29 protein-coding genes and 1 tRNA gene are annotated in these 26,406 nt (G+C 57.8%); 15 read left to right on the plus strand and 15 right to left on the minus strand.

Going from position 1 to position 26,406, the window contains the following annotated elements; all coding sequences use genetic code 11:
• Nucleotides 1-12: 12 nt before the first annotated feature.
• Nucleotides 13-132, plus strand: coding sequence for a photosystem II reaction center protein I (locus FZZ88_RS02445; RefSeq protein WP_006172424.1), 120 nt, complete (start codon nt 13-15; stop codon nt 130-132).
• A 74-nt stretch (nt 133-206) separates the two neighbouring features.
• Nucleotides 207-3,122: a DUF3769 domain-containing protein gene (locus tag FZZ88_RS02450; RefSeq protein ID WP_226423577.1), complete on the plus strand. Its 2,916-nt coding sequence runs from the start codon at nt 207-209 to the stop codon at nt 3,120-3,122.
• Here FZZ88_RS02450 and FZZ88_RS02455 read toward each other — a convergent pair whose 3' ends face one another.
• The 7 genes from FZZ88_RS02455 to FZZ88_RS02485 all read right to left on the minus strand — a co-directional run bounded on the left by FZZ88_RS02455 (nt 3,123) and on the right by FZZ88_RS02485 (nt 9,636).
• Nucleotides 3,123-3,557: a pentapeptide repeat-containing protein gene (locus FZZ88_RS02455; protein WP_166015621.1), complete on the minus strand. Its 435-nt coding sequence runs from the start codon at nt 3,555-3,557 to the stop codon at nt 3,123-3,125. It abuts the gene before it with no gap.
• 51 nt (nt 3,558-3,608) lie between these two features.
• Nucleotides 3,609-4,223 carry a 3-isopropylmalate dehydratase small subunit 2 gene (locus tag FZZ88_RS02460; protein WP_115024950.1) on the minus strand — a complete coding sequence of 205 codons (615 nt, stop codon included), beginning with the start codon at nt 4,221-4,223 and terminating at the stop codon, nt 3,609-3,611.
• Nucleotides 4,223-5,641 carry a 3-isopropylmalate dehydratase large subunit gene (gene leuC / locus FZZ88_RS02465; RefSeq protein ID WP_166015622.1) on the minus strand — a complete coding sequence of 473 codons (1,419 nt, stop codon included), beginning with the start codon at nt 5,639-5,641 and terminating at the stop codon, nt 4,223-4,225. The genes FZZ88_RS02460 and leuC overlap by 1 nt, the downstream gene beginning before the upstream one ends.
• Before the next feature lie 26 nt (nt 5,642-5,667).
• Nucleotides 5,668-6,927, minus strand: coding sequence for a competence/damage-inducible protein A (locus FZZ88_RS02470; protein WP_166016431.1), 1,260 nt, complete (start codon nt 6,925-6,927; stop codon nt 5,668-5,670).
• Complete coding sequence (locus FZZ88_RS02475; RefSeq protein WP_115024947.1) at nt 6,920-8,062, minus strand: glycosyltransferase family 4 protein; 1,143 nt, start codon at nt 8,060-8,062, stop codon at nt 6,920-6,922. The genes FZZ88_RS02470 and FZZ88_RS02475 overlap by 8 nt, the downstream gene beginning before the upstream one ends.
• A gap of 115 nt (nt 8,063-8,177) precedes the next feature.
• Nucleotides 8,178-9,467: a serine hydroxymethyltransferase gene (gene glyA, locus FZZ88_RS02480; RefSeq protein WP_166015623.1), complete on the minus strand. Its 1,290-nt coding sequence runs from the start codon at nt 9,465-9,467 to the stop codon at nt 8,178-8,180.
• Nucleotides 9,468-9,562: 95 nt separating this feature from the next.
• Nucleotides 9,563-9,636: transfer RNA gene (locus FZZ88_RS02485), tRNA-Arg, on the minus strand.
• Between the two features lie 88 nt (nt 9,637-9,724).
• On the opposite strand from FZZ88_RS02485, the gene FZZ88_RS02490 reads away from it, so the two are divergent.
• Genes FZZ88_RS02490 through FZZ88_RS02500 form a run of 3 tightly spaced genes read left to right on the plus strand, consistent with a single transcriptional unit; the run spans nt 9,725 to nt 10,591 of the window.
• A complete protein-coding gene (locus tag FZZ88_RS02490) occupies nt 9,725-9,970 on the plus strand; it encodes a hypothetical protein (RefSeq protein WP_115024945.1) in 246 nt (81 codons plus the stop codon).
• Between the two features lie 39 nt (nt 9,971-10,009).
• Complete coding sequence (locus tag FZZ88_RS02495; RefSeq protein ID WP_166015624.1) at nt 10,010-10,300, plus strand: DUF3181 family protein; 291 nt, start codon at nt 10,010-10,012, stop codon at nt 10,298-10,300.
• 27 nt (nt 10,301-10,327) lie between these two features.
• A complete protein-coding gene (locus tag FZZ88_RS02500; RefSeq protein WP_115024943.1) occupies nt 10,328-10,591 on the plus strand; it encodes a cytochrome-c oxidase in 264 nt (87 codons plus the stop codon).
• Here FZZ88_RS02500 and murJ read toward each other — a convergent pair.
• Nucleotides 10,578-12,185, minus strand: coding sequence for a murein biosynthesis integral membrane protein MurJ (murJ, locus tag FZZ88_RS02505; RefSeq protein ID WP_166015625.1), 1,608 nt, complete (start codon nt 12,183-12,185; stop codon nt 10,578-10,580). The genes FZZ88_RS02500 and murJ overlap by 14 nt on opposite strands.
• Nucleotides 12,186-12,253: 68 nt before the next feature.
• Here murJ and sfsA point away from each other — a divergent pair, with 68 nt between their 5' ends.
• From sfsA to FZZ88_RS02525, 4 genes are all read left to right on the plus strand, one after another.
• On the plus strand, nt 12,254-13,018 hold the full coding sequence (sfsA, locus tag FZZ88_RS02510; protein ID WP_166015626.1) for a DNA/RNA nuclease SfsA: 765 nt from the start codon (nt 12,254-12,256) through the stop codon (nt 13,016-13,018).
• A 104-nt stretch (nt 13,019-13,122) separates the two neighbouring features.
• A complete protein-coding gene (locus tag FZZ88_RS02515; protein WP_166015627.1) occupies nt 13,123-14,595 on the plus strand; it encodes an ammonium transporter in 1,473 nt (490 codons plus the stop codon).
• 110 nt (nt 14,596-14,705) lie between these two features.
• Nucleotides 14,706-15,905 (plus strand): 4-hydroxy-3-methylbut-2-enyl diphosphate reductase, encoded by a 1,200-nt coding sequence (locus tag FZZ88_RS02520; protein ID WP_115024940.1) that lies wholly within the window; start codon nt 14,706-14,708, stop codon nt 15,903-15,905.
• Between the two features lie 61 nt (nt 15,906-15,966).
• Entirely contained in the window at nt 15,967-16,575 is a 609-nt protein-coding gene (locus FZZ88_RS02525; RefSeq protein WP_166015628.1) for a DUF1997 domain-containing protein, read from the plus strand.
• Nucleotides 16,576-16,597: 22 nt separating this feature from the next.
• On the opposite strand, the gene thiD is transcribed toward FZZ88_RS02525, so the two are convergent.
• Complete coding sequence (thiD, locus tag FZZ88_RS02530; protein WP_226423578.1) at nt 16,598-17,407, minus strand: bifunctional hydroxymethylpyrimidine kinase/phosphomethylpyrimidine kinase; 810 nt, start codon at nt 17,405-17,407, stop codon at nt 16,598-16,600.
• Between the two features lie 28 nt (nt 17,408-17,435).
• Complete coding sequence (locus FZZ88_RS02535) at nt 17,436-17,576, minus strand: hypothetical protein (RefSeq protein WP_230332802.1); 141 nt, start codon at nt 17,574-17,576, stop codon at nt 17,436-17,438.
• A 155-nt stretch (nt 17,577-17,731) separates the two neighbouring features.
• Between FZZ88_RS02535 and FZZ88_RS02540 the strand changes: the two genes are divergently transcribed.
• The 4 genes from FZZ88_RS02540 (at nt 17,732) to fldA (ending at nt 20,040) form a co-directional block, all read left to right on the plus strand.
• Nucleotides 17,732-18,055, plus strand: coding sequence for a hypothetical protein (locus FZZ88_RS02540; RefSeq protein ID WP_166015630.1), 324 nt, complete (start codon nt 17,732-17,734; stop codon nt 18,053-18,055).
• A 317-nt stretch (nt 18,056-18,372) separates the two neighbouring features.
• Nucleotides 18,373-18,537: a hypothetical protein gene (locus FZZ88_RS02545; RefSeq protein ID WP_226426226.1), complete on the plus strand. Its 165-nt coding sequence runs from the start codon at nt 18,373-18,375 to the stop codon at nt 18,535-18,537.
• Nucleotides 18,534-18,995 carry a hypothetical protein gene (locus tag FZZ88_RS02550; protein WP_226423579.1) on the plus strand — a complete coding sequence of 154 codons (462 nt, stop codon included), beginning with the start codon at nt 18,534-18,536 and terminating at the stop codon, nt 18,993-18,995. Before FZZ88_RS02545 ends, FZZ88_RS02550 begins: the two co-directional genes overlap by 4 nt.
• 475 nt (nt 18,996-19,470) lie before the next feature.
• Nucleotides 19,471-20,040, plus strand: a complete 570-nt coding sequence (gene fldA, locus FZZ88_RS02555; RefSeq protein ID WP_370519966.1) for a flavodoxin FldA — start codon at nt 19,471-19,473, stop codon at nt 20,038-20,040.
• A 71-nt stretch (nt 20,041-20,111) separates the two neighbouring features.
• Here fldA and FZZ88_RS02560 read toward each other — a convergent pair whose 3' ends face one another.
• The 3 genes from FZZ88_RS02560 to purH all read right to left on the minus strand — a co-directional run bounded on the left by FZZ88_RS02560 (nt 20,112) and on the right by purH (nt 23,161).
• A complete protein-coding gene (locus FZZ88_RS02560; RefSeq protein ID WP_166015631.1) occupies nt 20,112-20,321 on the minus strand; it encodes a hypothetical protein in 210 nt (69 codons plus the stop codon).
• 763 nt (nt 20,322-21,084) lie between these two features.
• Nucleotides 21,085-21,543 carry a DUF4079 domain-containing protein gene (locus FZZ88_RS02565; RefSeq protein WP_166015632.1) on the minus strand — a complete coding sequence of 153 codons (459 nt, stop codon included), beginning with the start codon at nt 21,541-21,543 and terminating at the stop codon, nt 21,085-21,087.
• Between the two features lie 55 nt (nt 21,544-21,598).
• Entirely contained in the window at nt 21,599-23,161 is a 1,563-nt protein-coding gene (gene purH, locus FZZ88_RS02570; RefSeq protein ID WP_166015633.1) for a bifunctional phosphoribosylaminoimidazolecarboxamide formyltransferase/IMP cyclohydrolase, read from the minus strand.
• Between the two features lie 56 nt (nt 23,162-23,217).
• Here purH and FZZ88_RS02575 point away from each other — a divergent pair, with 56 nt between their 5' ends.
• Nucleotides 23,218-23,790: an alpha/beta hydrolase gene (locus tag FZZ88_RS02575; protein WP_166015634.1), complete on the plus strand. Its 573-nt coding sequence runs from the start codon at nt 23,218-23,220 to the stop codon at nt 23,788-23,790.
• Here FZZ88_RS02575 and FZZ88_RS02580 read toward each other — a convergent pair whose 3' ends face one another.
• The gene (locus FZZ88_RS02580; protein WP_115024930.1) at nt 23,791-24,159 is read right to left on the minus strand and encodes a DUF3155 domain-containing protein; all 369 of its coding nucleotides are present in this window, start codon (nt 24,157-24,159) and stop codon (nt 23,791-23,793) included.
• Nucleotides 24,160-24,541: 382 nt separating this feature from the next.
• Here FZZ88_RS02580 and FZZ88_RS02585 point away from each other — a divergent pair, with 382 nt between their 5' ends.
• Entirely contained in the window at nt 24,542-25,663 is a 1,122-nt protein-coding gene (locus FZZ88_RS02585; RefSeq protein ID WP_166015635.1) for a sensor histidine kinase KdpD, read from the plus strand.
• Here the strand turns inward: FZZ88_RS02585 and cobS are convergent.
• Nucleotides 25,623-26,393, minus strand: coding sequence for an adenosylcobinamide-GDP ribazoletransferase (cobS, locus tag FZZ88_RS02590; RefSeq protein ID WP_166015636.1), 771 nt, complete (start codon nt 26,391-26,393; stop codon nt 25,623-25,625). The two genes, FZZ88_RS02585 and cobS, sit on opposite strands and share 41 nt — an antisense overlap.
• Nucleotides 26,394-26,406 lie beyond the last annotated feature (13 nt).

The raw sequence follows: 26,406 nt of genomic DNA on the forward strand, positions 1-26,406 counted from the left end.
CGGTCGGTCTCCATGCTCGCCCTCAAGATCTCCGTCTATTCGGTCGTCTTCTTTTTCATCGGCATTTTCGTGTTCGGGTTCCTTGCGAGTGATCCAAGCCGCACTCCCAGCCGCAAAGACCTCGAAGATTGAGTGACCCTCTTGAACAGACCGCGCAACGCACTGGTCTGATCAAGGCTGGATCCTGGGGCTGAGCTGGCAGGATCGTGGCCCGCAGCAGGATTGCCTTGGGGGCTCATCGCCTTCTCTTCGCACTGACTGGAACCCTGATTACAGGATCGGTCTCGGCATTGCCAGTTTCAGCCTCTTCGGCTGAACAGACCTCTTCGGCTGTTGCACCAGCACCTGCTCATCTGAAGATCCAGGCAGATCGTCAGTACAGCGATCGCAACACCAAGGCCACAATCGCCGAAGGCAACGTCAGCATTCAGCTTGGAAACGCTGAACTGCGCGCCGATCGGATTGAATTCGATGCTGGCTTCCGCACGCTCTATGCCCGCGGTGCCGTGCGTTTAAGACGCGGCAAGCAATATTTTCAAGCGTCAAGCTTCCGCTACAACCTCGTCCAAAACGAAGGTCAACTCAATGATGTCTACGGGGTCATCGACCTAGAGGAGCCCCTCTCCAATCCGTTTACAACCTCTCTCACAACATCCCCAGCAACTGAGAAACGGCCTGAGACACCATCTGAGTCGCCGTCAAAGACTTCCTTCACAGAAGACACCCCAGAGAACAACGAAGACATGCCTCCGGTGGCCTGTCCTCCTCTCCTCCCTCCGGTACCCGACTGGCATCCACAACCCTGGGCAGTCACGGCCTGGGGAGGCCAGATGATCGACTCCGCCTTCGGAGACACCTTCATGTTCAACGGTCGAATGCGACCGGAAGCCGTGCTGGGCTTAGGCGTGCAAAGGCGAATCATGCGCGCTGGACCACTGGCCATCGAACTTGAGGCTGACCTGTTCAGCCACATGGCCAAGCAGCAACAGGGCGGCGAATTCAACCAAAGCAACCCCTATGCCGACCTACCCCCACAAGGCTTCGGCGAAGGGGTCCTGGGGATCGGAGCGCGGGTCTGGGTTCAGCCGTGGCTGAGCCTCAGCTTCGTGGAAGGCATCAGTTACAACAGCGACGTCAGCCTTTACGAGAAAACGTTCCGCGAGAACTACACCCAACTGCTGAACTATCTCGGCTTCGAGGTCGAGGCCGCTGTCTCCTCCGACCTGTCACTCGTCGGCCGAATTCACCACCGCTCCGGTGCGTTCGGTACCTATGGAGGGGTCAGCGAAGGCAGCAATGCCTACTTGCTCGGCCTGCGCTACCGCTGGGGACGGGACACACCCCAGCCGGAGAGCGCCATGATGCCTCCCCTGCCGGAGTGTGCAGATCCGGATCGCGACCATCGCGTCAAGCCTTCCTCCCTCTCTGACCGCCTCGACTCCATTGCCCTCGGTGACGGCGGTTACCCCCAGCGCCATGTCTCCAGTGATGGCAAAACCGAACAGGAACCGATTCCCCCGGCCCAGCAGCAAGCCATGCGGACGGAGGCAATTGCCAAGATCGACCAGCGCGTCTCGGAGATCGACTTCCAGGGCAGCTTCAGCATCGAACGACGCAGCGGCATCCCAGTTCAACGCCAGAATTCCTCAATTAGGGATGAAAACCGCTTTGGTGTGGTCAAAGTTCCTCAACTCAAGCGTCTGGGAAGCACAAATCTCCTTAATGGCACGATCAGCCGCTGGAGAATCCAGGCTTCGAAGGTCTTGATCACGGCGGATGGCTGGCAAGCCGACCGCATGGGATTCAGCAACGATCCGTTCACCCCGGCTCAAACCAGGATCGATGCAGAGGATGTGATTGCCAGGGAACAAGCCAATGGTGATGTGCTGATCTCGGCGCGTCGCAACCGCCTGATCGTCGAAGAGCGACTGCCCATCCCTGTGACACGTCGACAGCTCATCCAGAAGGAGGAGGAAGTTGAGAACCGTCTGGTTGTTGGCATCGACAACAAAGACCGCGGCGGCCTTTTTGTGGGACGCAACCTCAAGCCTCTAACCATCGGTACCAGCACGGAGCTATCCCTTCAGCCGCAGTTCATGCTCCAGCGCGCCATGGATGGCGATTTCAACAGCGCCGGTGATTTGTTTGGCTTAGACGCCAAACTTCGTGGCCGGTACGGGGATTACAGACTGAGCGCCGACGCCGACATGAGCAGCTTTGATCCCGATGACATCCTCAGCGCAAGTCGCTTCTGGGGAAGCTTCGGCAGAGATATCGACCTGGGCAGCTTGGGCGTACTGGAAACCAAACTTTTCGGGGCTTACCGCTATCGCACCTGGAATGGCTCCCTGGGTGAGACCGACATCAATGCGGCCTATGGCGTCTACGCCCAGACCCGGGGCAGCTGGTCGACAGGGGACATGGATCACAACTATCTGATTCGAGGTGCCATCGGTGACTACGACGCCGATCGCTTCAACAGCAACCGCCCCTTACGTACTGGGCGTGGCAGCTTGTATGCCTCAATCACCAGCCAGATTCCCCTGTTGAAAGGGAACACAGCGGAGCTAATTCCAACGGCGGCCTATCGCTATTCCCCCGTTGCAATTGTTCCCGGGTTAAGTCTGAACACCAACGTCAACACTTCGGTGGCTGTTTATGGCGATGGACGTCACCAAGAGACTCTGAGCCTCAGCGGAGGGCCCACCATCACCCTGGGCACCTTCAGCAAGCCTTTCCTCGATTTCACACAGATCTCGATCGTGGGCAGCGGCTCCCTGAAAAACGGCAACAGCCCCTTCGCCTTTGATCGGAATGTCGATCTCGCCACCCTTGGGATCGGGCTCACCCAGCAGATCGTGGGGCCGGTCGTGCTGAGTACAGGCGTCAGTTACAACGTCGACCCCGGTTCGGAGTACTACGGCAAAACGGTCAACTCGAACGTCGAACTGCGCTGGCAACGTCGCAGTTACGACGTCGGGATCTACTTCAATCCCTACGAAGGTATTGGTGGCGTCCGCTTCCGTCTCAACGACTTTGGCTTTAAAGGCACAGGAGTGCCGTTTGTGCCTTACACCCCGACGAACTGGATGGAGACGAGCAACTCGGATCGACCCTTCTGATCAGTCACCGCCGCCGATGATCAGATCACTTCCGAGCAGTGAAGCACCGGCATAACGCATGCCGGTGGTCCGAACGTTTGGCGCATAGGCATTGATCACCTGAGCGTCCCGCAGATCGGCATTGCGCAGATCCACACCAGACAGCTCTGCATTGGTGAGGTTGGCTCCCCGAAGGTCAGCTTCTTGCAGCAGGGCCCCCGTCAGATCAGCACCTTCAAGATTCGCCTCCCTGAGATCGGCTCCGCGGAAATCGCTTCCCCGAAAATCAGCGCCGATGAGGTGAGCCTGACGGAAATCCGCATGGCGTAGGTCACAACCAGGACAGCTGCGATCCAAGGGATCGTGGGGCTGGACCTGAAGCGGCATGGCACCTGCGGGACCGACACCGACAAGAACCAACAACGGCAACAACAACCGCGACAACGAATGAGCCATCAACACGCAACCTCCTGTCTCTTTCATAGACACAGGAGTCGCGCTTGACCGTCAATTGGCGGCGAATTGGTTGATGTACGGCAGTGATTGCATCAACGCTGCGACCTGAGGGCCATGGTCCAGAAGCTGGGACGTGGCATCCCAGCGACCGCTGCGCAGCATGTCCAATGGGCCGGCATCGATCGACACAGGCCAGCTGGACTCCGCCGACGTCAATTGCAAACCAGCAAGATCCAGCTGCCACGAGCCACCTGGTTCACGAGACACCTGCGCCTGAATCGCCTTGATCTCATCCGGCGCAGCCGTTGCACAGGGAATGCCCAGAGCGAGGCAGTTGCCATAGAAAATCTCGGCAAAACTGACACCGACCACTGCACGGATTCCCCAGCGCATCAACGCCTGGGGTGCATGCTCACGGCTGGAACCGCAGCCGAAATTGCCATTCACCACCAGGATCGAGGCACCCTGATAACGGACCTGATCAAAGGGATGCTCGCCGGAGAGTTCCAGACGGTCATCTGCAAACACCTGGTCGCCCAGCGCCTCGAAACTGACGCATTTAAGAAACCGTGCCGGAATAATCCGATCCGTATCGATGTCTTCGCCTGGAACGGCAATGGCCGTTCCACTCACATGCTGAACAGGACCAGTCGGGAAGAGAGCCATCACGATGCGGACGGAGAAATCAAAGTACGGACATCAGTCACACGACCATTCACGGCAGCAGCGGCCACCATCGCTGGACTCATCAACAACGTCCGCCCACTGGCCGATCCCTGCCGACCCTTGAAATTTCGATTGCTGGAGCTGGCGCTGATCTGGCGTCCCTCCAATCGGTCCGGATTCATGGCCAGACACATCGAACAACCAGGCTCCCGCCACTCGAAGCCTGCGGCACGGAACACCGCATCCAGCCCTTCCGCTTCAGCGGCTTTTGCCACCTGCTCCGAGCCGGGAACCACAAACGCCTTGATGCCCTCAGCCACCTGGCGCCCACGGGCCACATCGGCAGCGGCACGGAGATCGCTGAGACGACCATTGGTGCAGCTGCCGATGAAACAGACATCCACAGGGACTCCAGCAATGGCCGTTCCTGGCTGGAGATCCATATAGCGGTAGGCCTCCTCCGCGATCGGACGCTCCCCTGAATCCAGCTGATCGAGGCTGGGAACCGTTTCATCGATCCCCAATCCCTGGCCGGGAGTGATGCCCCAGGTCACCGTGGGTGGAATCGCAGCCGCATCGAAGACCACCTCATCGTCGACCGTTGCATCGGGGTCGGTGGACAGGGAGCTCCACCAGGAGACAGCGCGGGTCCAGGCATCACCCTCCGGGGCATGGGGACGACCTTTCAGATAGTCAAAGGTGATCTGGTCAGGATTGACGTAACCGCAACGGGCTCCACCCTCGATCGCCATGTTGCAGAGGGTCATCCGCTCTTCCATGGACAGCGCCTCGATCGCAGGCCCTGCGAACTCATAGGCGTAACCAACGCCGCCTTTCACGCCAAGGCGGCGAATCACATGAAGGATCAGATCCTTGGCAGACACCCCCTCCGACAGGAGGCCATTCACCTGAATTCGGCGCACCTTGAGCTTGTTCATGGCCAGGCTCTGGCTGGCAAGCACATCGCGGACCTGACTGGTCCCGATTCCGAAGGCGATCGCCCCGAAGGCGCCATGGGTGGAGGTGTGGGAGTCACCGCAAGCCACCGTCATCCCCGGCTGGGTCAGACCGAGCTCCGGGGCAATCACATGAACGATGCCCTGCCTTCCGCTGCCGATGTTGTTGAGAGGAATGCCGTACTCCTGACAGTTCCACTCCAAGGTGCTGAGCATCTCCTCCGCCAACGGGTCGGCGAACGGACGTTGCTGGGAGGTGGTTGGCACAATGTGATCCACCGTGGCCACCGTGCGCTCGGGACAACGCACCGTCAGGCCCTTGTCCTTCAGAGCCGAGAACGCCTGGGGACTAGTGACCTCATGGATGAGATGAAGACCGACAAACAATTGGGTGGATCCGCCGGGAAGCTCCGCCACCCGATGCAGATCCCACACCTTGTCGTAGAGGGTGCCGGAACTCAACTGTTCAGCCGCAAGAACCGTCGACCCTAAACCTGAGCGAGCAAGCGCAGACGAAGACGGTCTAAGCCGCGGATCACGCTCAACCTCTGAATAGCCGCCCGGCCACGGCGCTCACCGAAGCGGTGCACCCAAGCCTCACAACCATGGGAGCCGGCCAAGGCAAGGTGCACCAAGCCCACAGGCTTCTCGGCGCTTCCACCTCCAGGCCCGGCAATTCCACTCACCGCAATCGCCCAGTCACAATTCAGGCGCTCCCTGGCTCCCCGGGCCATCGCTTCGACCACTGGCTGCGAGACAGCACCGTGGGTCATGAGCAGATCCGTCGACACCCCAAGCAGGCCCTGTTTCACCGCGTTGCTATAGGCGATGACGCCACCCTGAAAAACCGATGAGGAGCCTGCAACAGCTGTGAGAGCCGCCGCCAGTGCGCCTCCGGTGCATGATTCAGCCACCGCCAGAGACTGATCCTGTTGCTTGAGAAGGCTGATCACCACCGACGCCAGGCTGTCCTCATCCACGCCGTAGCAGTGGTCCCCTGTGCGACGGCGCAGCTCCGCTTCAAGCGGCACCAGCATCTGAGCGGCAGCATCGGCACTCGGTGCACAAGCTGTGAGCCGTAATTTCACGTCTCCGAGGGAGGCGTAGGGAGCCACCGTTGGGTTGGTGGAGGCCAACAGATCCGCAACACGCTCGGCCAGATCGGATTCACCAATGCCGCTGAAGCGAAGTTGACGGCTAACAAATATCCCGGTGACACCACCATGCGCTTGGAGCCACGGGACGGCCGTCTCCGCCCACATTGCCTGCATCTCCGAGGGCACCCCTGGAAAGGTGAGGATGGTGAAATCCGGTCGCGGCGACCAGATCATCCCGGGAGCCGAGCCCTTTGGATTGGGAAGAACCTCAGCCCCGCGGGGGAGAAAAGCCTGGCTGCGATTGCTGGGAGCCACCGGCCGGCCTCCCGCTGATAACTTGCGCTGGATCTCCAGCCAGAGCTCTGGACGTTCCTCCAGAGGAGTCTCGAAGGCAGCAGCAAGGGCATCTGTGGTGAGGTCATCCGGCGTGGGGCCCAAACCGCCTGTCGTCACCAGAACCCTGCAACGCTGCGACGCCTCACGCACGGCGGAAACCAAGCGGTCTTTGTTGTCGCCGACGACAGTCTGGCGGTAATGCGGCAACCCCAAACCAGCCAACTGTTCAGCGATCCATCGGGCATTGCCATTGAGGATGTCGCCCAACAGCAACTCCGTGCCCACACACAGAACTTCAACGCCCGATTCAGCCACGCGGCTTCCCAAGGGCAGCAGGGTCTACGGGTGTGGCACGCGGCGTGGTGCTCATCAGGGCCCGCTCGTGTTGCAGCTGGCGCCGACTAATCACGACCGTGGCCACCAGGATGGCTGTGGCAAGAGCCAGCCAGAGGAAGCGCATCTCAGCGTTGGCCACTACCAGGGCAAGGGCTGCGAGCCACTGGGTGAAGACGTAGATCAACAGAACCGTGCGCCGATGACTGAACCCGGCACGAAGCAAACGGTGATGGAGGTGACGGCGGTCGGGATAGAAGGGAGAGCGGCCTTCCCGCAGCCGGCCCATGATGACGGCTGACATGTCGGCCAGCGGCAGCGAGAGAATCAGGAGCGGCAGCAGCAAGCTGACGGTTGTGAGCCCCTTGGCGGGTCCCACGATGCTGACGGCAGCGAGGGTGAACCCGAGGAAGTAGGAACCCCCATCGCCCATGAAAATCCGGGCTGGGTTGAAGTTATGTCGCAAGAAACCAAGGCAGCAGCCAGCCAGTGCAGCGGCCAGGAATCCAGCGGCCACCTGATGGAGCGAAAAGCTGACGGACACCAGTCCGACAGCGGCAATGCCAGCAACCCCAGCGGCGAGGCCATCAAGGCCATCCAACCAGTTGATGGCATTTGTGATCCCCACCAGCCAAACAACGGTCGCCAGAAGGCTGAGGCCGTCAGGCAAGGCAATCGGACCCGCGGAAGCGGTGAGCCAGGGAAGATCGATTGCTCCAATCCGAACGCCCTGGCTCCAAACCGCACAAGCCACGGCGACCTGCCCAGCCAGCCGAGGCCACGGGGAAAGAGCGAAGAGGTCATCCGCCAAGCCGATCAGAAAAAAGCAGAGCGAACCGGCCAGGGTGCTCCAAATCAGTTGATCCCTTGCCGGAGCAAGCAGTCCGAAGCCCCCCATCGACCAGACTGCCGCTAAGGCCAGACAAAAACCCAGCACCATGGCAACTCCCCCAAGTCTCACCATGGGGGTGATGTGCTGCTTGCGCTCATCGGGCTGATCGGTCCACCCGAAGCGAAGACCCAGCCTTCGCACCCGGGGCACCAGCACCGTGGTGATCACCGCGGCCAGAAGGAAACTGACCGAGGCAACCGCAATAGGGCTGGCCAAGAGATTCACGAAAGCTCCGAGGAAGAGACGGTCCCCCGGTCAGAAGGAGTAATTCCAATCCTAAAGAGCTTGCAACCCGCACACCAGAACCCACCCAAGCTGCTTCGAGCGGAAGGGCCGAACCTCACGCCAGAACAGGCTGCTTGCTATCGGCGTAGAGCGGGAAGCGCTCACAGAGAGCAGCCACACGGTCCAGGCAACGCTGGCGAATCGCGTCATCCTCGGGATTCAGAAGACGGTCGGCAATCACATCAGCGACCTCGCGGAAGGCTTGAACATCGAAACCGCGCGTGGTCAGTGCAGCAGTTCCCAGCCGGAGGCCACTGGTGACGAAGGGTGATTCAGGGTCGAAGGGAACTGTGTTCTTGTTGGCCGTGATGTGCACATCACTCACCAGCAGATCAGCCACTTTTCCTGTCATCGAAATGCACCGCAGATCAAGCAGCACCACATGATTATCGGTGCCACCACTGACGACATCGACGCCGCGGGCAATCAGCTGTTCGGCGAGGGCCGCCGAATTGGCGACCACCTGCTGGCTGTAAGCCTTGAACGAAGGCTGCAACGCTTCACCAAAAGCCACTGCCTTGGCAGCGATCACGTGCTCTAAAGGTCCGCCCTGACTGCCCGGGAAAACGGCCTTGTCGAATTTTTTGGCGAAATCAGCATCGCGGCACAAAATCAAACCACCACGGGGGCCGCGAAGGGTTTTGTGGGTGGTGGTGGTCACCACATCGCAGTGAGGCACGGGACTGGGATGCACGCCAGCAGCCACGAGGCCGGCGATGTGGGCCATATCGGCCAGCAAATACGCACCCACTTCATCAGCGATGGCACGGAAGGCAGCGAAGTCAATCGTTCGCGGATAAGCGGAATAGCCACAAACAATCAGCTTGGGCTTGTGCTCCAGAGCAAGCTGCCGAATCGCCTCCATATCCAGGCGTTGGGTCTCCTTATCGACGCCGTATTGAACGACGTTGAACCACTTGCCACTGACGTTGACCGGAGAGCCATGGGTCAGATGACCTCCATGGGACAGGTCGAGCCCCATGATCGTGTCCCCGGGCTGCAGCAGGGCCAGAAAAACGGCGAAGTTGGCTTGGGCACCGCTGTGGGGCTGCACATTGGCCCATGCAGCCCCGAACAACTGCTTGGATCGCTCGATGGCCAACTCCTCAATGGCATCAACGTGCTCACAACCGCCGTAATACCGCTTGCTGGGCAGACCCTCGGCGTACTTGTTGGTCAGAACGGAACCCTGAGCCTGCATCACCGCGCGGGACGCGAAGTTCTCCGATGCGATCAGCTCAAGGTGGGTTTCCTGACGCTGCTGTTCCTGGTTGATGAACGCAGCAATATCCGGATCCGATTGAGCCAGATCAGCGTCGATGGCGCGTCCAGAAGCCTGGCCCATGAAATGTTCAGTAAAGCTTTGACCAATCGTAAGAAACCACAGCGATCAGGCTGAGCGATCAACCAAAAAAAAACTGCCCATGTGGGCAGTTAAAACGCGCCTGGAGAGATTCGAACTCCCGACCCTCTGATCCGTAGTCAGATGCTCTAATCCGCTGAGCTACAAGCGCTGGCGTGGACCCATCAGACCCCATCGAGGGTCCGCTCGTCAACCGGGCCCCGGCCGCGCCAGGATTCAGGTGTTTCTGTGCCCGAGCAATGCCGATCCGCTGGTATGGCCCCGCTAACCCTGAGGATCCGACTTACCGGCATTTCGAGCGCATCGTGAACCTATGCCTTCACGGCGGCATCTTCGCCGCGGTGAACAGCGGCAGTTGGTTCCTGCAGGAGATGCGCCATCCCTTTCCTCCGGGGAGTTTGACCTGGGTCACCGGACTCTGGGCAACCTTGTGGCTGGGCCAGTTGATATGGGTAATTCTTCAGCGACCCAAGCCAGAGGAATAACGCCAGCATGGAGGCATCCCCCTCGCTCCTCCTGGGCTGATGTCCCTTTCCGCAAGCGATCTGCAGGACCTTCAAAGGGCTTTAGCTGATCGCCTTTACGTTCAAATCAGCGGCTGGCATCTTTACCTCGGCGATGCCGAGCTGGCCTCCGCCCTCGCGATCGAATGCAGTGCTCGCGTTAATCAAGGAGCTGAAGTCGCTGCTCGGCAGGCGCTCGACGCCGTGAAGGTTCCGCTGGCAGGAGGCGCTAGTCAGCTCCCACTCGCCAAACTCATTCCCCCCAGCCAGCTCCGTGATCTCGAAGAGATCCTTGAGCCTTACTGCGGATAAGGTTGCAGTCCATCCGCCGCGGTTGGTGTGCTGATCATTGAAGTCACCAACTCGAGAGACGTCGTTCGCCAGCGCATCGGCCGACTGGGTGAACGGCTGATTGGACGGGTGGTCGATGCAGAGGCCCAGGTCGAAAAGGCCCTGATTCAGGAACTGGAAACCGCCTTCAAGGAGTTCGGGATCGAAGCACGGATCGTTTCTGTTCAAGGACCACAGCTCGTGGGTCGCGAACAGTTGGAACTTCCTATACAGGTGCGTGAAGAGCGTGATATTCGTCTTAGCGAGACCTGAATCGACCCAACAAAAGCTGCGTGATCTCACGCACCTCCGCCACCTTGAATTGAGCACCGATCAAGGCAAACAGCAGCAGACCCAGCAGGCCAGGTGCAGACACCTTCAGAAGCAGGCCCACGACTCCTGAAGGCCAGCTCACCACGGCCAACAGAATCCCGGCGGCGCCTGCGGCCAGCACACCAGCGATGGCCAGCCGCAAAAGATCAAGCCCCCAGCGCCGCAATGGGAGGCCTGAGATCCGTTGCTGCAAAGCAACCAACAAGGCAAGACAGGTGAGCAGGTTGATAGCGACCGTGGCGAGCACTAACCCGGGCGCTCCGAAATTGAACGGCGACTGATTCCCCCAAGGGGTCGGGCCACCCACCAACAGCCAATCAAAAACCACGTTCAGACCGATCCCCGCCAGCGAGAGCCGAAAGGGCGTCGTCCCATCGCCAAGGGCATAAAAGACACGCACCAGCACATCCCGACCGAGGTAGGCCGGCATGCCAAGGCCGTAGGCCATCAGCAAACCCGTCACCAGCTGAGCCGCTGTCGCATCGAAGGCTCCACGCTCGTAGACCAGGGCGACGATGGGACCACCCAAGGCGATGAACAGACCGCCGAGAGGAATCATCGATGCGGTGGAAAGCATGAGCCCCTGCCGGATCCGTTCGATCAGCTGCGGTCGGTCGGCCGGCGCCGTGAGCCTGGCGAAGGTGGGCAGTAAGGGCACCAGGAGTGCATTCGAGATCAGGCCCAGCGGCGTTTGCACCAGCAAATTGGCGTACCCCAGACCCGCCGCCGCACCGACGATTCCAGAGGCGAAAAACAGATCCGTGAACACATTGATCTGAAGCATGCCGGACGACAGCGTCGCGGGCCCCATCACACGCCAGACCTCACGCACGCCGGGATGCCGCCAGTCCCAGACCAATTGGAACCGAGCCAACCCCTGCTGGATCAAAGCCGGCAGCTGGATCAACCACTGCAATAAAGCCCCCACCAACGTGGCGAATGCCAACACCACACCTCCGGTCATGGCGGCGGACGGCAAGGCAATGTCAGCACCGAGCTGCCACCACAGAAGTCCCACACCCAGGATCAAGGCCCCGCTGGACATCAGCGGTGAAATCGCCGGAATCCAGAATTCATCTGCGGCGTTGAGGGATCCGAAGCCGAGCCCAATCAGTCCAGCCAACAGCGCCATCGGTGCCATGACCTGCAGCTGAACCCTGGCGATGTCGTGAAGATCGGGTGCCAGACCCGGCCCCACCAGGGTGATCAGGGGATCCGCCGCCAGCACCAGAACGATCGTGACCAGCAAAAGCAGAGCGCTGACGCTGGTGTTGAGAGCAGCAAGGATGTGAGCCCCTTCAGCCCGGGGGCGCCGGCTGAGAACACTCACCATGGCGCTGTGGAAAGGGCCGTTGATCCCCCCGAGGAGGATCAGAAGAAATCCAGGCAGCACATAGGCGTAGTTGTATGCGTCATAGGCAGCACCAACCCCAAAGGCCGCTGCGATCGCCAGCTGCCGGATGAGGCCACCCACCTTGCTCAGCAGGGTGCCAAGGGTCACCACCAGTGCGATCCCCTTGAGTGAACGCGCCATTCCGCCCCCAGCACTGGGCGCATTGTGAATGCACCGCACGAGACCATGGGCAGATCTCGGCTGCTGCCATGACTGGCCTTCCCTCTCCGGGCGATGCCCTGCTGCGTTTTGAACCCCTGACGGAGGGCGTGCTGCTGAAGCGCTACAAACGCTTTCTCGCCGATGTGGAACTGAGCAGTGGTGAGACCGTCACGGCCCATTGCGCCAACACCGGTCCAATGAAGGGGGTCTTGATCCCTGGCCAACGGGTGCGACTCCGCCACGCACCCTCTCCGAAACGCAAGCTGGCCTGGACCTGGGAACAAGCCGAAGTTCCAGGTGCAGAGGGAAAACCCTGCTGGGTCGGCATTAATACCTCCCTCCCCAACCGCTTGATTCGGGCCACGATCGAAGCGGGTTGTCTGGACACTCACCTCGGTGCGATTGCGGGAATCCGTGGAGAGGTGGCCTACGGAACAAACAAGCGCAGCCGGATTGACCTCCTGCTAACCCCGGCAGAACAGAACCCCGATCAACGACTGATTTACCTCGAGGTGAAGAACACAACCTGGACCGACGGCAGAACCGCACTATTCCCTGACACGGTGACCGAGCGGGGCCAAAAGCATCTGATCGAGCTCATGGGTGTGCTCCCGGAAGCTCGGGCGGTGCTCGTGCCCTGCCTCAGCCGCCCAGATGTGAACGACTTTGCCCCCGGGGACAGTGCCGATCCGCGCTACGGAGAACTGTTTCGCCAATCCACCGGCAGCGGCGTGGAAGTTCTGCCGTGCTGTTTCAGCTTTGCCGCCGACGCGGTGCATTGGCAGGGAGTGCGCCCGTTTAGACCAGTTTGATTTTTGGTAGCAGATCGAACATAGAAGGGGGCTTCCCCCAGGCAGCTTGGTTTGGTTCGTCTGGGAACATTCCAGACGTGTCTCGCAGCTCTGCACCCTCGTTCATGACAACTGCATTCCACGCGCCTCCAGAACGGCGGCGCAAAACACTCCAAGAGGCAAGCCTCCTGGAAGGCCCGATGCTTCTTCTCAAGAGCATCCGTGGCTTCAGCTCCAACCGCGCCATGACCTGGCTCGCCTGTGCGCCCTTGGCGCTTATGGGTCTGGGCATCTTCACGCTGTCTGCCAAAGCCGAAGAGCTACCTGAACTCTCCGCAGCTTTTCTGGCCAACAACCTCTGGCTTCTGGTCGCCACCATCCTGGTGATCTTCATGAACGCCGGCTTCGCCATGGTTGAAGCAGGCATGTGTCGGCAAAAGAATGCCGTCAATATCCTCGCCAAGAACCTGTTCGTGTTCGCCCTCGCGGTGACCGCCTACTGGTTCGTGGGCTACTCCTTTATGTATGGCGATGCCGCCATCGACGGCTGGCTGTACTTCGCAGGATTCTTCTTCGATCCGACCGTCACCGCTGAGACCATCAGCGATGCCGGCCTGGTCCCCACCGTTGATTTCCTGTTCCAGGCAGCCTTCGCCGGAACAGCTGCAACGATCGTTTCCGGCCTTGTGGCGGAGCGCATCAAGTTTGGTGAGTTCGTGATCTTCGCGCTCGTCCTCACTGCCTTCATTTATCCGGTTGCTGGCAGCTGGGAGTGGAACGGTGGCTGGCTCAACAGCGTGGGCAATGTCGAATTCATTGACTTCGCTGGTTCTTCGATCGTGCACTCCGTTGGTGCCTGGGCAGGCCTGGTCGGCGCCCTGCTGCTTGGACCCCGCATCGGCAAATACGTCGATGGAAAGGTGCAGGCCATCCCTGGGCACAACATGTCCATCGCCACCCTCGGCGCTCTGATCCTCTGGATCGGCTGGTACGGCTTCAACCCCGGTTCCCAGCTGGCCATGGACCAGTGGGTTCCCTACGTGGCCGTCACAACCACCCTCGGCGCTGCCGGCGGTGCCATCGGTGCCACGGTGATCTCCACGATCACCTCTAAAAAGCCTGATCTCACCATGATCATCAACGGCATCTTGGCCGGCCTGGTGAGCGTGACCGCTGGTTGCGGCAACCTGACCCTGTCAGGCTCATGGTTGGCAGGTCTGGTGGGCGGCATCATCGTCGTCTTCTCCGTCGCTGCACTCGATGCCGCAGGCATTGACGATCCGGTGGGAGCCTTCTCCGTGCACGGTGTGTGCGGTGTGTGGGGCACACTCGTGATTGGCCTCTGGGGCTATGACATCCAGGGCGACGGCTCACCTCTCGGCCTGCTTGTTGGCGGTGGTGTTGAGCAGCTCGGCATCCAGGCTCTGGGTACCGCTGCATACGCCATCTGGACTGTTGTCACCTGCTACATCGCTTGGCAGATCATCGGCGCCCTCTTCGGTGGTATCCGCGTCACCGAACAGGAGGAGACCGAAGGCCTGGACATCGGCGAACACGGCATGGAGGCCTACGCCGGTTTCTCCACCATCAACAACTGATTCCTTTCAGGCACAGTTATTGATCTCAAGCCCGGCCGATCGGCCGGGCTTTTTTGCTGCCTGTATCGCAGCTTCAGGCCACATAGAGTTACCCCACACCGGCGCACCCCATGGACACCCACGCCTTCAAGCGCTCCCTCCATCATTCCGAGCGTTACAACCGGCGAGGCTTCGGGCGTGCCGAGGAAGTGGCAGAAAGCCTCGAACAGGCCTACCAGAGCGGTCTGATCGGCACGATTCGGGACAACGGCTATCGGCTTGAACACGGTCGGCTCGACGTTCGACTGGCCGAAGCATTCGGTTTCTGCTGGGGCGTCGAACGTGCCGTGGCAATGGCCTACGAGACCCGCAGACACTACCCAAGCGAGCGTCTCTGGATCACGAACGAGATCATTCACAACCCCTCTGTGAACGATCATCTGAGAGAGATGAATGTCCAATTCATTCCCGTTGAACAAGGGGTGAAGGATTTCTCCGGTGTCACCTCCGGTGATGTGGTGATCCTTCCGGCCTTTGGCGCCACCGTTCAGGAAATGCAGTTGCTGAATGAGCGGGGCTGTCACATCGTTGATACCACCTGTCCCTGGGTCTCCAAGGTGTGGAACACCGTGGAGAAACACAAAAAGCACACCTTCACCTCGATCATTCACGGCAAGGTGAAGCACGAGGAGACACTCGCCACGAGCTCATTTGCCGGTACCTATCTGGTGGTGCTGGATCTGGAAGAAGCCCAGTACGTCGCCAATTACATCCTCGGCAACGGAAACCGCGATGCCTTCATCGAACGCTTTGCCAAAGCGTGCTCCCCTGGTTTCGATCCCGACAGAGACCTCGAACGCCTGGGTGTGGCCAACCAGACCACGATGCTCAAGAGCGAAACGGAGGAAATCGGACGCCTGTTCGAGCGAACGATGTTGAGCAAATACGGCCCCACCCAGCTCAACGATCACTTCCTGGCCTTCAACACCATCTGCGACGCAACCCAGGAGCGTCAGGACGCCATGTTCTCCCTGGTGGATGAACCGTTGGACCTGATGGTGGTAATCGGTGGCTTCAACTCGTCGAACACCACCCACCTGCAGGAAATCGCCATCAGCCGCGGCATCCGCTCCTTCCACATCGACACGCCCGAGCGCATTGACGTCGGCAGCAATTCGATTGAGCACAAACCCCTTTCCGCCGAGCTCTGTCGTGAAGGCGATTTCCTTCCTGAAGGACCCGTCAAGGTGGGAATCACCTCCGGTGCCTCAACCCCAGACCGGGCTGTGGAAGAGGTGATCGAAAAACTGATGCAATTGAGCGAAAACTGAATCGCAAGGAGCTTTACATTGGTTCATCTTTAATCCGCCCATCGTCGGCAGCTCCCTATCCGTGACTGTCTTGTCGCCCACTGAAACCGACAATCAGCTTCACGGTGCCGACCCCCAGGTGCGCTGCTACAGCAGCCACTTCGAGGATTCGATGCAGATGCTGGCTCCCCAAGTAGTCGTGGCGCGCTACCTGGATGACCACCAAAGCTGGTTTGAGCGTTGCGCCAGTCCAATGCAGGTCGAGGCCATCGACCTGCAGTCCTACAGCCTGACCCTGGGGCGATTCGGAAACTTCGGCTTCGAAGTGGAGCCAACGATTGCTCTGAGACTGCTGCCGCAACAGGAAGGGATGTACCGGATCGAAACACTGCGCACGGTGCCGCAGACCCTCGCACTGCGAAATCACTATGACGTCGACTTCCGCGCTGGGATGCGACTGATCCCTGAACAAGAGCAGACCTCAGTGCAGTGGGACCTTGATCTCAAGGTCTGGATCCGGCTACCCAAAGTGATTTCGATGTTGCCGGATCAGTTGGTTCAGAGCAGCGGTGACCATCTGCTGAAACAGATCGTTCGACAGATTTCGCGTCGGCTGACATGGAAGGTCCAAGAAGATTTCCATGCCAGCCATGGTCTGAGCTGCCCACCCCGTCAACGGGCAGCCTTTTAAAGCAGCAGGGATGGGGCTTAGCTCACTGGCTCAGAGCTTCGATCCTGTGGCCAACACATCCAGGTCCATGTCCAAAGGCAACCGGCTGGAGCAGTGCTTGGTTGACATAGATCTTGGCCTGAATCACGGCATCTGCGAGTGGTAAACCAAGAACGAGCGCAGCCGTGATTGCAGCACTGAGGGTGCACCCCGTCCCGTGCGTGTGGGGAGTTGTAATTGCGGGTTGCGTTCGCCAGACGCCAGGAGCATCACCCGAACAGAAAAAATCCTGACCTGCCAACTCAGGCAAACCGCCACCTTTAATCAACACGGCCTGGGGACCACGCTCCAATAAGCACTGAGCCGCATGCTCTACATCGACCTTGCCATTGATCTCGCGGCCCGTGAGAAGAGCAGCCTCGTGCAGATTGGGCGTCAACAACGTGGCGAGCGGGAACAGAAGTTGTTGATACTTCGCGACGGCATCTCCACTCAACAGCCTTGAGCCCGCTCGAGACACCATCACCGGATCAACCACGGTGGAGCCCTCAAACAATCGCAATGCATCAGCGACAGCCTCCACGAGCTCAGGCGAATACAACATCCCCGTTTTCAAGGCAGGAATAACGAGATCCGAAAAAACAGCCTCGATCTGCTGGGCAACCGAATGACAACTGAGGGGTTCAACATGCGTGACACCAAGACTGTTTTGAGCCGTGACACACGTGATCACGGATGCACCATGAACATCGAAGTGCTGAAAGGTTTTGATGTCCGCCTGAATACCAGCACCACCAGCTGAATCGCTTCCACCAATCGTCAGCGCCGACAAGCAGCGCCCCGGGCTTTTCATCATTAATCAACCTGCGACGAATCAGACATCAGCCGATTAATATTAGGCAAAGATCAGTTTCACCCTGAGCAAAAGCCCTTGCTCGCTTGTAAAATCCACTCGCCATTTCGGCAAAAAACAAAAAATTTAGCGACTTTGAGCCCAGCATCTCCTCAATTTGATCGGCCATAGGGCAAAAACGAATACTGATCGTCGTAACAGAAACTGAGCAAGGGAATGGGGCAATTAAATCTTATAGCGTTTGCCGATTCCGAGTCTAACTACCACGTTCAGACGAGCTGGCAAACTGAACACGTTGGGAGTCGACAGCTCATGCCTTCAAAAATGCCTGACTGGAGCGATCAATTACAGGAGATCGGCTTCGAGCGAACAAAGCAAGCCGATGGCGCGGTGTGCCACTGCTACCAAGCGATGCAGCGCCGCAACTCTTTTTGGACCCTGATCACGGTGAAGCAAGTCGGCCGACCTCACCCAGACGCATGGCAGGTAACATATGCACGCTCTGAAATACAAGTTGGCCTCTGGAAAATACACCAGGCTGTAAAGAATTTAGAGGTCGTTGTTTATACAAAAAGCAGCCACATGCTTGACAAAGTTAAAACAGAAATGCAACGGCAACCAGATTTATTACGCAGAATCAGCAACTGAGAAAGCACCCGCTGAAGTCCAGGCATGCGCAAAACTTACCAAAAAGGAAAGATCACAGAAATCATGGACATCAACTTACGCCATACATGCGAAGGCATGAGACATGGCTGATACCACTTTAAATTCAAGCGAATAAGCGTTAGCTTACGATCCGCACGATTGACCTGAGCCATGACTTCAAATTAATCCATATTCAAGAAACTTTTGAACGCCAAAGGCCTTGTCAAACCATTGAAATTTCCTTCCAATTACTACACTTAGGTCAGAGCCTTTCGAGCATTATTGCCGCTTACACTTAGCACGTTAGGCCAGCCTTATTGCTGATCAACCTTGCAAACCAAGAATCCGATGCAAGAATGGACACTGGACTTCAGGGCGTGCTCTTTGGAACAGTTAAAACGCAAAAGTACGAACATGAAACATCAACACTTTATTTCGTTATTATCAGCATTATGACCTTCCTCAGCCGCAGCACTTATTGAACGTACTGCTTACTAAATGCGTCACCTCAACGACTGAAATCATAGGGAAAAACGACATGATCAAGCGGCCCCACCTGGATGTTGAAGCCTTTGAGCTTGCCCTCGAGAATGCGGGCTTGGACCCCTCTGAGCTGGAGATCATTGAGCACATTCGATACATCGGTATCTTCGATGAGCTTTCACTAAGGAAATCACTCGCACTACCTTCCAAACCACCCGCGCTTTACCGTCTCAATAAAGCCTGCGAAAAAATTGCTGTGCAACTGCCTGAACAGGCTCAGCAAATGCTGAAATGGTCTGTCAGTCAAAGCCCGGATCAAATCAGCTGGACAGGCAATCTGGTGTGCAGTATCGGCTTCAACGCAGACGGAGAACGACTCGAACCCGAATCAGGCACAGTGCTATACCACACGTTTGTTGTTCACAAAGAGCTGTTCAACGGCCTTGGTGATACCTGACCAGTTATTTGGAACGCATCACTGATGGTCCAACAACGGCCCCCGGCGACGTCTTGAGCCCAAGGGCCCAAGATTCATCGACAATGCAATCCGATTTATCACCAAAAACCACAGAGCTGAGCATTTCTATAAACAGCAAATCGGAAAAATCCACCACGAAAATCAGCACAATAGTGCAGATAAACTCCACATCTTTTAGCAGAATTACCACAGCAAGACTGATGGAATAAGTTATAACTAATAGAGGCAAAGTCGCGGAACACAATCATTTAGATGGCCAACAAAATTCAAAGAAATGGGAGCGCAAGCAAATGAATAACCTCAAACACGAACAAAAAGAGAAAAGCAAATTAGCGCTTCAAGCGTCCAGCTTGATATCAATCACACATGAATACATATTCTTGAGCCCACCAACAGAAATAGGCTTAAAAACCAGACGTATCAGTAGCTTGCATGACATCGATGCGTCAAATAAGTGCTTGATCTCATCTCAAAATTGTTCATAATCCATTCACTTGGAATTTCCTTCATGCGCTTTACTATCGTTTATGCATCAGCAACCGGCCATACAGAAGACATAGCAGAAAGGCTAAGGATATTATTGCCAGGATCAGAATTAAAAGATCTTGACAGAATAGATTTTACAAAAGAACTAGAAGAGTCTGAAGCGTTAATTTGCTGCACACCAACCTGGAACACTGGCTCTGACATTAAAAGATCAGGCACATCATGGGACGAACACATTGACAACATTCCCCATCTATCGCTAAAAGACACACCCATTGCGATAGTAGGCCTGGGAGACTCAGCTGCATTCAGCAAATATTTCTGCGATGCCATGGAAGAACTTTACAAATCATTCAAATCTGCAGGAGGCCGAATGATCGGCCATGTATCAACTGACCAATATATTTTTGATGAGTCCAAAAGTGTTATCGATGGAATGTTTTGTGGATTACCTATTGACGAAGACAATGAATCCGAAAAAACTGATGACCGCCTACAGGCCTGGTCAAGGGCAATCACTCAAGAAGTCAATATATAATAATCTGGAAAACGACATAAATGACACAATTAAACCAAAGCTAAATTAGAATTTAGCCGAAAAACTGACGATCAGTCATCACGTACTTTGCTGAAATTTACTTTCATAAAATCAACAGGCAGCCCACCACAAATAGAAACAATGACTGGAGTCATCGCCATCGCAGCGACCAACAATCCAATCGGCTGCTTGGTCGACTCACGAACAGCTTGAGCAAGAGCTCCTCCACAGATTAAAATATAAAAGATGTAGAACATGATGGCCTTCAAAGAGCTTTTCATAGATCCTTCATGATTTGGATTAAATCAATGGCAGCATTCAACATTGACACAGAGAACCTTCGAAATGATGCGAATATGCATATCCCTCAGGAGAACACAAACAATAGAACAAATAAAACATAACTTGCATCAAAAGATAATCCAGGACATTTCTTTTTAATCAAAGCGAAGTAAAATACAACAATTAATCCTTGGCTCAAGAAAATAGCGTATCAAAAATTTCTTGCACCATGCATCAAGACTATACGGCGATTGCGCTTCTTTTGTTTACTTCAGTACCACTCGCAGTCGTTGCAGCAACTGCATTTTTTTACATCAAAAGCAACGAACGAAAAACACCACTCAAGAGAGAGGATTTTTATCGTTAGTGGCCAGAATAAAGCCGAATCATCTCAACGCTATTACTGATTCAGCCCCTCGACCGACATCCACCTTCTGGAAAACAGCTTCTACAGCAGCGACCTTCGTACGAACACCTTGATGAGTGCATCAAGGGATCCAGCGACGCGGTAATGGCGACTATCCCTCTCATCATCAGCACCAGCCGGAGCTTGCCCAAGGGGTCATGGCGCTGGCCAAACTTTTTAGGCAGCACCTCTTTGCGCTGTTCTGACATCCCAGCGCAGCTTGTCTCAGCCTTAATTCAAAAATCCAGGGCCCTAGAAAAAGATGGCGTGCAACTCGCCCTCCACGTGGAGGGTTGTCCAGGCCATAGATTTAAAGGGCTGCCCACCCGGTCAGTGGGCAGCCTTCTGAAGGATCTTCAGCGGTTGGTCCAGATCTTGTTGACGATCTCCATTCCGCTAAAGGCCTGCCAGAGGAACAGCGTCAGCATGCCCATGTTCAGTCCCACATGAGCCTTGCGCGCAATCAGATTGCCCCGTTGCATGAGGGGTGAGAGCGACGCGGCAACAGCGATCATCCCTGTCATGGCCAGACCCACCAACAGATGCGGTCCAACGAACAATTTGCCGTTGTTCAGATAGGTCACAGCCATGCCACCCAGCGTGCCGAGGGTCATCACCGCTAAGAGGATGCTGCCCCAGAGGTAATGGCGCTGGGCAAACTTTTTCGGCACCAGCTCTTTGCGTTGTTCTGGCGTACCAGTGCGTGTTTTCTTGGCCTTGATCCCCAGGTAAAGGGCCCAACCACCAGTAGCGAGCAGGCCCCACTCCGCTAAAGGGTGAGCGAAATTGAGGCTGAAGGGAAGCGTGGCGAGCATCAGGGGGGAGTCTTCAGTGACGCGAGGCTAGGGGGCCGCCGCCCCCCCACCAGCATCAGTGCAGGAAATGGCGGCGGCCCGTGAGCTGCATCGCCAGACCGAGCTCATCACAAGCCTTGATCGAATCGCCATCGCGCATGCTCCCACCGGGATGGATAACGGCGGTGATGCCATGGCTGGCGGCCAGACGCACCGTGTCGTCAAAGGGGAAGAAACCATCACTGGCCAGCACCGCCCCCTGGGCCTGATCACCCGCAGCCTCCAGGGCAATCTGGGCCGATCCCACCCGATTCATCTGGCCAGCACCCACTCCGAGACTCTGGCCATCCCGAGCTACCACGATGGCGTTGGAGCGAACGTGACGCACCAAGCGCCACGCAAATTCCAAATCCAGCTTTTCTTGGGGTGTAGGTGGACGCTGGCTGGCCACGGTCCAGTCCGCCGGCGTGATCGCCTGGTCATCCAAATCCTGAACCAGGAGCCCACCAAGAATGCTTCTCACATGATCGGGACCAGCTGCGTCGATGGCCTGAGGAGACAGCTCCAAAAGCCGCAGATTCGCCTTGGCCGCAAGCACCTCCCGCGCTTCGGCCGTAAATCCTGGTGCCACCACACATTCCAGGAAAAGACTGGTGATTTCACGGGCCGCCGTGGCTTCCACAACACCATTCATGGCAATGATGCCGCCGAAAGCACTAACCCGGTCAGCATCCAGAGCCCGGGTCAATGCGGCAGGCAACGTTGACCCGATCGCCACACCACAAGGATTGGTGTGCTTGACGACGACGGCCGCCGGTTGCAAAGCCGGTGCGTCACCATCGGCCCCATAGCCAAACTCACGCACGGTGGCGAGAGCAGCCTCCAGATCCAGAAGGTTATTTGTGCTCAGCTCCTTGCCCTGCAGCTGAATCGCACCGCCCCAACCCTGCTTGGGATGACTGAACCAGCGCGCTTTTTGGTGGGGATTTTCCCCATACCGCAGGGTCTGGCGCAGAGGGGCAGCTTCCAGCCAGGGGCTGTCTTCCACTGAGCTTTGCTCGACCATCCAGCGGCTGATTGCAGTGTCGTAAGACGCGGTGTGCTGGAACGCTTCAAGGGCCAATTGGCGACGCAGATCCGAAGGCACACTCCCGCCGGACTCCGCCATGGCGGTCAACAAACGGTCGTATTGATCAGGGCTTGTGAGGACGGCCACATCGGCATGGTTCTTGGCAGCCGCCCGCACCATGGCGGGGCCACCGATGTCGATGTTCTCGATCGCCTGATCCCAGGTGACATCAGGCCGGGCGACCGTTTCTCGGAAGGGGTAAAGGTTGACCACCACCACATCGATGGGGGCGATGTTCTGGTGTTCAAGATCAGCCGTATGGGCTGCATCACCCCGCTTGGCCAATATTCCGCCGTGCACCCTTGGGTGCAGTGTTTTCACACGACCGCCAAGAATTTCTGGAGCCCCGGTGTGATCCGCCACACGCGTCACCGGAAGGCCCGCCTGCTCCAGCACCTTGGCTGTGCCTCCACTGGAGAGCAACTGATAGCCATGGGTCCGATGCAGGGCCTCCGCCAGAGGCACCAGCCCGGACTTATCGGAAACACTCAACAGAGCGACAGGAGCCATCGAATGGTCGTGACTGGGTCGTGAGCCAACCTACGCAGCAGTGATGTTGATGCCCGATGGATGGCCGGCTGGTGCTCCTACACGGCTGGGGAGCCAATGGAGATGATCTGAAACCTCTGGGCGATCGCCTGGCGCGCGAGTGTTCAACGACCCTTGATGTGGTGTGCCTGGAGGCCCCTGAACCCCATCCTGACCAACCGGGAGGGTGCCAGTGGTACGGCTTGTTCCCCGCACAGTGGGACGCCGTGCCCACGGCCGTTGACCGCCTGAAGGCTCAACTTCAGAGCCTGAGCACGTCAGGTCTTGGACTCGAACGAACGGTGCTTTTCGGCTTTTCCCAGGGGGGGGCCATGGCTCTGGACAGCGGCTGCACCCTGCCCATCGCAGGGCTGATCAGCTGCAGCGGCTATCCACACCCCAATTGGGCTCCCCCCCAGCAACATCCCCCTGTGTTGCTGATGCATGGTTCAGACGATCCCGTGGTGCCGTTCCAGGCCATGCAAGCGATCACTTCGCAGTTGCAGCCGGATCGATGTCAGACGCTTCCATTCAAAAACGGCCACACCATCCCCGACGGAATGGTGCAGCCGATCGTGTTGTTTATCGAGCGTGTTCTAAAGAACGCCTGATCAAACGAAGGCGTACTCGTACTCCTCCATTTCCTCCCAATCATCAGCGCCAAGCTCAAGGCCTTCAAAGAGCTTGTCTTCGCCAATGGAATCAACGATGGTGCGCAACGACGGGAAGAGGAAATGATTCTCTTCGGCGTATTGCGCACTAAATAAACCCTTCTCACCCCAGAAGAAGCGGTCGGTGGTGTGCTCATTCCGGCGAACGTTCAGCAGGGCTGGAGATACCAAACCCGCCTCAGCGATGTAACGACGCGCAGCAGTGACGGGCTTGTACTCACCGGTTTCAAGGTGATGGGTTGGAACATGCGCCAAGACCCGCTGACCTGCCAGACGACGACGACTGATGCGCTTGCGCTTCTTGGACATGGAAGGGCTCCGGTACGAAAGGAAGAACGGGGTGAATCGTCAGAACAGACGGAATCCGTTTCGGCGAAATGACCATCACCACGGAATCGTCAATAGCCGTCGGCGCAAAAACGCCAGACGCAAGGGACCGCGTCGAGGAAATTGCGGGCGCACCACAATTACCGGCAGAACACCAACACCCAAGCGGGAATCAGCTGAGGACACTTCAACCTCTGCTGTAGCTTTGGTCGCACAACAAATGCAACCGTTGTGAGAGATGGTGGGCGTCTGTTCACAAAGAACAGCGCCTCGGTCGATAAGAGGATCTTAAGACTTTTCCCAGATTTTTCAAGTCCCCCTCGCGCAGGCTTGCTCAAGCACGTGAATTGATCGACCGGATCTGATGCAACTCACAGATCGATTCTTCGAATTCACAGACCAACAGCTGGCTGATCTAACCGCCAAAGAAGGCATTCAGCATCTAGGGCTTTACGTCAGTGCACCACCCAATCAACAAGGCCCGCCCTTGCTGCTCATCCGGCAATGGTCCGCCAATGAACGGTCCCTCCCCGCCGCCGACGCCGACCCGTACCTGCGCTTACCGCATCAGAGTCGGCGTTGGTACCCCCTACAAGATGCCGGATTGATCCTGGGAGCACTGCGAGCCGATCTGGATCCTCAACGGAGCTGGAATCTGAGCCTGGACCAGCGAATGCGGCGCAGTGCTGCTGCCATCAGCCACGCTCTTGGACGAGACCTGGAATGCCTACAACTCCGCCAGGAACTGAGCCAACAAAGCGATCAACTGCGCACCCTCGTTCACCAATTGCGCAATCCATTGGCGGCCCTGCGCACCTACGCCCAGCTGCTCATGCGGCGCCTCGAAGCGGACAGCTCCCACCGTCCACTCGTGGAGGGCATGCTTTCGGAGCAACGGCAACTGGGCCAGTACATCGATGTTCTCGATGACCTTGGACAACAGCGCCTGCCACAGCAGGAGACCCTGGGCCCGACCCTCTTACCCCCCGGCCCCGCTGAAGGCGAGGCAACGATGCGAAGCCTGCTGATGCCTCTGCTGGAGCGAGCGGAAGCGACAGCAAGCCTGCAGGGCCGCCCCTGGGAGGGGCCGCAAGAGTGGCCCCAGTGGATTGATCAGCCGTCCCAAGACGGAACCATCGCAGAAATCGTCGCCAACCTCCTGGAAAATGCCTTCCGCTACAGCCCAGCGGGTTGCCGCGTGGGACTGTGTCTCTTGCCAGATGGGCTCTGCATCTGGGACGACGGACCGCCAATCCCCATCGCGGAGAGGGAGATGATTTTCGAGAGGGGAGCGCGGGGATCAACCGGCCAAGACCGTGCTGGCACTGGCCTTGGGCTCGCCCTCGCACGGTCCTTGGCGGAACGGCAGGGCCGCAACCTAAGCCTCTGCGTGGAGCCAACCACGATCGCTCCGGATCTGCCCGCTCAGGGCAATGCCTTCATCCTCAATTGGCCGGCAGAAGCAACGCCAGGCAGAGCAGCGTGATCATCTCGGTCAGAACGAGAACAGCTCCATAGCTGTCGCCGGTATGCCCCCCCAGGCGACGCCCGAAGCTGTGGGCAACAAGGATCGCCACCGGACCTCCCAAGAGAAGAGGGAGGGGCGCCACAAGCGCAGCCAGCAGAGCCACAGCCAGCAACGTGGGCAGTGCATCCCAGAGCGGTCTGGCGTAGGCGCGATGAAAAGCAGCAGTTCCATCGACCCGTAGGTAGTCGAACTGCACCATGGCCCAAAGCGGCGAAACCCGTGCCCAGAACGCAGCCAAACAAAGCCCCATTGGGGCCTGGGGCCCCAGTTGGATCAGCGCCGCGACTTGCACCAGCACCACCATCACGAGAGCCAGCACGCCACTAGCGCCCACCCGACTGTCCTCCATGGCCTCTAGCCGCCGTTCCACAGGCGCCCCGAGGCCATCCGCCGTGTCGATCAAGCCGTCGTGGTGCAACCCACCACTGAGTTGGATGCCGAGAGCCACCACGCATGGAGCACAGGCTGCAGGAGGCCAACCCAACCCGGAAAGACAACTCCAGAGCAACCCCTGCAGCGCCCCGATCAGCAGCCCCATCCAGGAAGCGAAGCGAGCAATGCGCTGAAACGAGGGCTGCGGCCAGGGCCATGCGGGCAGCACTGTGTAAAAGATCCAGGCTCCCGCCAGATCAGACAGCCAGGACGGAGCGCTCCGGGAAATGGCGTGAAGGGTGCAATCAGCCCTCACCGTAGGGTCATTG

It is taken from the genome of Synechococcus sp. PH41509, assembly GCF_020514285.1.
Classification (GTDB): domain Bacteria; phylum Cyanobacteriota; class Cyanobacteriia; order PCC-6307; family Cyanobiaceae; genus Parasynechococcus.

What these genes read in the sequence shown, in the direction of transcription:
- FZZ88_RS02445 (WP_006172424.1), top strand. Translation starts at nt 13, where the DNA reads ATGCTCGCCCTCAAGATCTCCGTCTATTCGGTCGTCTTCTTTTTCATC.
- FZZ88_RS02455 (WP_166015621.1), bottom strand. Translation starts at nt 3,557, where the DNA reads ATGGCTCATTCGTTGTCGCGGTTGTTGTTGCCGTTGTTGGTTCTTGTC.
- FZZ88_RS02460 (WP_115024950.1), bottom strand. Translation starts at nt 4,223, where the DNA reads ATGGCTCTCTTCCCGACTGGTCCTGTTCAGCATGTGAGTGGAACGGCC.
- glyA (WP_166015623.1), bottom strand. Translation starts at nt 9,467, where the DNA reads ATGGGCCAGGCTTCTGGACGCGCCATCGACGCTGATCTGGCTCAATCG.
- FZZ88_RS02490 (WP_115024945.1), top strand. Translation starts at nt 9,725, where the DNA reads ATGCCGATCCGCTGGTATGGCCCCGCTAACCCTGAGGATCCGACTTAC.
- FZZ88_RS02495 (WP_166015624.1), top strand. Translation starts at nt 10,010, where the DNA reads ATGTCCCTTTCCGCAAGCGATCTGCAGGACCTTCAAAGGGCTTTAGCT.
- murJ (WP_166015625.1), bottom strand. Translation starts at nt 12,185, where the DNA reads ATGGCGCGTTCACTCAAGGGGATCGCACTGGTGGTGACCCTTGGCACC.
- sfsA (WP_166015626.1), top strand. Translation starts at nt 12,254, where the DNA reads ATGACTGGCCTTCCCTCTCCGGGCGATGCCCTGCTGCGTTTTGAACCC.
- FZZ88_RS02515 (WP_166015627.1), top strand. Translation starts at nt 13,123, where the DNA reads ATGACAACTGCATTCCACGCGCCTCCAGAACGGCGGCGCAAAACACTC.
- FZZ88_RS02520 (WP_115024940.1), top strand. Translation starts at nt 14,706, where the DNA reads ATGGACACCCACGCCTTCAAGCGCTCCCTCCATCATTCCGAGCGTTAC.
- thiD (WP_226423578.1), bottom strand. Translation starts at nt 17,407, where the DNA reads ATGAAAAGCCCGGGGCGCTGCTTGTCGGCGCTGACGATTGGTGGAAGC.
- FZZ88_RS02535 (WP_230332802.1), bottom strand. Translation starts at nt 17,576, where the DNA reads ATGGCCGATCAAATTGAGGAGATGCTGGGCTCAAAGTCGCTAAATTTT.
- FZZ88_RS02540 (WP_166015630.1), top strand. Translation starts at nt 17,732, where the DNA reads ATGCCTGACTGGAGCGATCAATTACAGGAGATCGGCTTCGAGCGAACA.
- FZZ88_RS02560 (WP_166015631.1), bottom strand. Translation starts at nt 20,321, where the DNA reads ATGAAAAGCTCTTTGAAGGCCATCATGTTCTACATCTTTTATATTTTA.
- FZZ88_RS02565 (WP_166015632.1), bottom strand. Translation starts at nt 21,543, where the DNA reads ATGCTCGCCACGCTTCCCTTCAGCCTCAATTTCGCTCACCCTTTAGCG.
- purH (WP_166015633.1), bottom strand. Translation starts at nt 23,161, where the DNA reads ATGGCTCCTGTCGCTCTGTTGAGTGTTTCCGATAAGTCCGGGCTGGTG.
- FZZ88_RS02575 (WP_166015634.1), top strand. Translation starts at nt 23,218, where the DNA reads ATGGATGGCCGGCTGGTGCTCCTACACGGCTGGGGAGCCAATGGAGAT.
- FZZ88_RS02580 (WP_115024930.1), bottom strand. Translation starts at nt 24,159, where the DNA reads ATGTCCAAGAAGCGCAAGCGCATCAGTCGTCGTCGTCTGGCAGGTCAG.
- FZZ88_RS02585 (WP_166015635.1), top strand. Translation starts at nt 24,542, where the DNA reads ATGCAACTCACAGATCGATTCTTCGAATTCACAGACCAACAGCTGGCT.